Source organism: Christensenella sp., from assembly GCF_034927525.1.
Taxonomy (GTDB): Bacteria; Bacillota; Clostridia; order Christensenellales; family Christensenellaceae; genus Christensenella.
Genome location: NZ_JAYFPU010000017.1, coordinates 1 through 4,372, shown reverse-complemented (window position 1 = coordinate 4,372; position 4,372 = coordinate 1). Strand labels below are relative to the sequence as shown.

The window sequence follows — 4,372 nt, the reverse complement described above, 5'->3', positions numbered from 1 at the left end:
CTACGCGGAACTCATAGGCCTTGCCGCTTCTCACCGTACTCACCACGAGCATACCGTCCGCCTCGCTGAGATGCGTGCGGATGCCGCCGAGCAGCTTACCGTATTTCGGCCCCAGGGTACGCATCTGCGGCTTTAGGTTGTAGGTGATGTACTCCGCTGCCGCCGCGCCAAGTTCGACTTCCTTTACGTTAAGCTCTCCGCGGATGACCGCGAGGAACGTTTCATCCAGATGGTCGATGCCGCTGACATAAATTTTGCCGACGGGCTGGCGGTTTTTGATGTTTGCCGTGTTGCGGCATGCGCGTCCTAAGTTGACGACATTGAGAACTGCGTCCATGTCGCGCTCAAGCTGTGCATCCATCAATGCCGCGTCCGCCTTCGGCCAGCTTGTGAGATGCACGGAAAGTGGCGCGTTATTATCATTCGTACGTACGAGGTTCTGGTAGATGCTTTCCGTCATGAACGGTGTAAACGGCGCAAGCAACCTTGTGAGCGTCTCAAGCACCGTATAAAGCGTCATGAAAGCGTCTATCTTGTCCTGCTGCATTCCGCTGCCCCAGAAACGGTCGCGGCAACGGCGCACATACCAGTTGGAAAGCTCGTCTACAAATTTATTCAGCTCTCGCGATGGCTCTACGATGCGGTAGTTATCAAGATCGTCCGTCACGGTTTTGACGAGGGAGTGCAGGCGCGACAACACCCATTTATCCATGATGTTCGTCGGGTTTAACTTATATTTCGTCGGGTCGAAGCTGTCGATGTCCGCGTATAACACATAAAACGCGTAGGTGTTCCACAGCGTACCCATGAACTTACGCTGCATCTCGCTTACCGCGTCGTCGTAAAAACGCGAGGGCAGCCACGGAGCGCTCGACGAATAGAAATACCACCGTACCGCGTCCGCGCCCTGCTTGTCAAGGACGCTCCACGGATCGACGACATTGCCTTTGTGCTTACTCATTTTCTGGCCGTCCTTATCCTGCACGTGCCCAAGCACGATACAGTTTTCAAACGGCGCTTTGTCAAAGATCAGCGTACCGATTGCAAGCAGGGTATAAAACCAGCCGCGCGTCTGGTCGACCGCTTCGCTGATAAAGTTTGCCGGAAAATGGCTTTCGAACTGCTCTTTGTTTTCAAAGGGATAGTGCCACTGCGCAAAGGGCATGGAGCCGCTGTCGTACCAGCAGTCGATGACTTCGGGCACGCGGTGCATGCTGCCGCCGCATGTGGGGCACTTTAATGTGATCGGATCGAGGAAGGGCTTATGCAGCTCGATATCCTCATCGACTTCCTGCTCTGCCATGTCGCGCAGTTCCTGCCGCGAACCGACGACGTGTACCTGACCGCAGTCGCACACCCAAACGGGCAATGGCGTGCCCCAGTAGCGCTCGCGGGAGATGCCCCAGTCGATCACGTTCTCGAGGAAGTTGCCCATGCGTCCGTCGCGGATGTTTTCAGGCAGCCAGTTGACGCTGGCGTTATTTTTTAAAAGATTGTCCCGCAGCTCGGTCATTTTGATGAACCATGTGCTGCGCGCGTAATAGATGAGCGGCGTATCGCAGCGCCAGCAGAATGGATAGCTGTGCTCGTACGGCATTTCCGCAAATAGTAGTCCGCGGTCTTTTAAGTCTTCGATGATCAGCTTGTCTGCCTTTTTGACAAACACGCCCGGCCATTTGGTTTCTTCGCTTAATGTACCGTCCGGTTTTACGAGCTGCACGAACGGAAGATTGTACTTCCTGCCGACAGCTGCGTCGTCCTCGCCGAAGGCGGGCGCCATATGAACGATGCCGCTGCCGTCCGTTAAGGTGACGAATGTATCGCACGTGATGTACCATGCCTTTTTGTCAGGCGCTGCAAAATCGAAAAGAGGCTCGTATTCTTTATATTCAAGCTCTTTGCCCGCAAATTTGCTGACAATATGCGCGTCTTCGCCGAGAAGATTTTCGCACAGCGCTTTCGCGAGATAATACTGGTCGCCGTTTTTGTCCTGCGCGAGCACGTATTCCTCATTCGGGTTTACGCACAGCGCAACGTTTGACGGAAGCGTCCATGGGGTCGTCGTCCACGCGAGGAAATAAGCGTCTTCGCCCTTTACCTTGAAGCGCACAAAGATGGACGTTTCCTTTACGTCCTTATAGCCCTGCGCCACCTCGTGTGAGGAAAGCGCCGTGCCGCAGCGCGGGCAATAGGGCACGATCTTGTGTCCTTTATACAGCAGATCCTTGTTTGCGATCTCTTTTAGCGACCACCACACGGATTCGATATAGTCGTTTTCGTAGGTGATGTATGGGTCTTCCATATCTGCCCAGAAACCCACGCGGTCGGACATCTTTTCCCACTCGCCCTTGTATTTCCATACGGACTCCTTACATTTTTCGATAAACGGTTCCACGCCGTATTCTTCGATCTGCTCTTTGCCGTCGAGACCGAGCATTTTCTCTACCTCGAGCTCCACCGGCAAGCCATGTGTATCCCAACCCGCTTTTCTGAGGACATTATATCCCTGCATGGTTTTGTAGCGCGGGATCAGGTCTTTGATGCAACGCGTGAGGATGTGCCCGATATGCGGCTTGCCGTTTGCCGTCGGGGGGCCGTCGTAGAAGGTGAACTCCGGGTTTCCTTTGCTGCTCTCCACGCTCTGTTCAAATATTTTGTTCTCGTGCCAGAAATCAAGGACTTCCAGTTCCCGTTCGTTGAACTTTAAATCTGTTGAAACTTTTTTATACATAATCTAACCTCACAAATAATATTCCAATAAAAAAACTTCCATCCTGCATCAGGACGAAAGCTCGCGGTACCACCTGAATTTCCCTTGCGCGCAGCGCTGCGGGACACTCTTTTCCGCTATAACGCGCGGAACGCGCGGGGCCTTGATGAACGCGTGATAATCAAAAAAAGCGTTGCCGCGGGTCTTCCACCATCTCCCGCTCGCTTCGTGGGCCACTTTTTAAGACGTTTGTCGGTTCTGCGCCGAAACGATATCTAAATTCTACCTTATTATATGGCAAAAACCGCGGTTTGTAAAGAAGATGTTGCTGCAGTCACTCGGGCTTTTGTTCTTTCTTTTCTTTCCCGGTAAACCTACGGTATTCATGCACCTTTTGCTCGTACCCCTGCATGGACGGACGGTAAAACACAGCGCCCTTTAATTCGTCCGGCAAATATTGCTGCTCTACATAATGCCGCGGATAGTCGTGTACATATTTGTAGTCTTTGCCTTTTTTTTCGTGCTTTGCCTTTTCGAAATTCGTATCCTGCAAATAGGCGGGAACATCTTGCCGCTTTACTTCGCGCGCTGCCCGTGCCGCCGCGTCTACCGCGAGAAGCACGCTGTTGCTTTTGGGAGATTCGCACAGATAAATGATGGCCTGCGCGATGTTGAGGCGCGCCTCAGGCATACCGTTGAAATCGAGCGCCTGCATGGCGGCGACACATTGGTTTAATACGCTCGGGTTCGCAAGGCCGACATCCTCTGAGGCATGCGCAATCATGCGGCGTACAGGAACGCGCGGGTCTACGCCCGCGTATATCATGCGCGCAAACCAGAAAAGTGCCGCGTCACTGTCGCTGCCGCGCAGGGATTTGCAGAAGGCAGACAGCATATCGTAATATTCGTTATCGTCCATGCGGACGGCACGCTGCTGGATCGATTGTTCGGCGATCGCGAGCGTAATATGTATTTTTCCTTTTTTATCCGGCTTGGTCGTGAGCACGGCGAGCTCGAGCGCGTTTAGAGCGCTGCGGATGTCGCCGTTTGAGACGGACGCCCAGTGCGTAACGGCATCGTCGTCAAGCGCAAGATCCATATGGCCGAAGCCGCGTTCTTCATCGCCTGCCGCACGGTGGATCGCTTTTTCTACGTCTTTTACCGTAAGCGCGTAAAATTCGAACAAACGGCAACGCGAGACGATAGCGCTCGTCATGGCGGCCATGGGGTTTTCGGTGGTGGAGCCGATCAGCTTGATAACACCGCTCTCCATCGCGGGCAGCACGCTGTCTGACTGGGACTTTGACCAGCGGTGACACTCGTCTAAAAGCAAAAAGCTTTCACGTCCGTACATTTTTAGATTCGATTCCGCCTGGTCTATGATTTCGCGTACGTCTTTGACGCCGCTTGTTACCGCGTTCAATTTATAAAAATCGCTGCCTGTCGCCCCGGCGATGATTGCCGCGAGCGTGCTTTTTCCGCAGCCGGGCGGGCCCCAAAAAATACACGATCCAAGCTTATCTGCCTCGATCGCGCGGCGCAGCAGCGTATTTTTGCCGACGACGTGTTCCTGCCCCAAAAATTCGTCCAGCGTACGGGGACGCATACGGTCGGCGAGGGGCGCGCTTTTTTCTAAATTGCCGGAAAATAAGTCCTGCATAT

At 53.5% G+C, this 4,372-nt stretch carries 2 protein-coding genes; both read right to left on the bottom strand.

What is annotated here, in order from left to right:
• Window positions 1-2,731, bottom strand: a 2,731-nt coding sequence (ileS, locus tag VB081_RS00555) for an isoleucine--tRNA ligase (protein WP_323398921.1), incomplete at its 3' end; no start/stop codon positions are given.
• 313 nt (window positions 2,732-3,044) lie between these two features.
• Window positions 3,045-4,370, bottom strand: coding sequence for a replication-associated recombination protein A (locus VB081_RS00550; protein WP_323398920.1), 1,326 nt, complete (start codon window positions 4,368-4,370; stop codon window positions 3,045-3,047).
• Window positions 4,371-4,372: the final 2 nt, after the last annotated feature.

Bases quoted from the DNA above. Each gene is read 5' to 3' on its own strand.
- VB081_RS00550 (WP_323398920.1), bottom strand. From the start codon at position 4,370: ATGCAGGACTTATTTTCCGGCAATTTAGAAAAAAGCGCGCCCCTCGCC.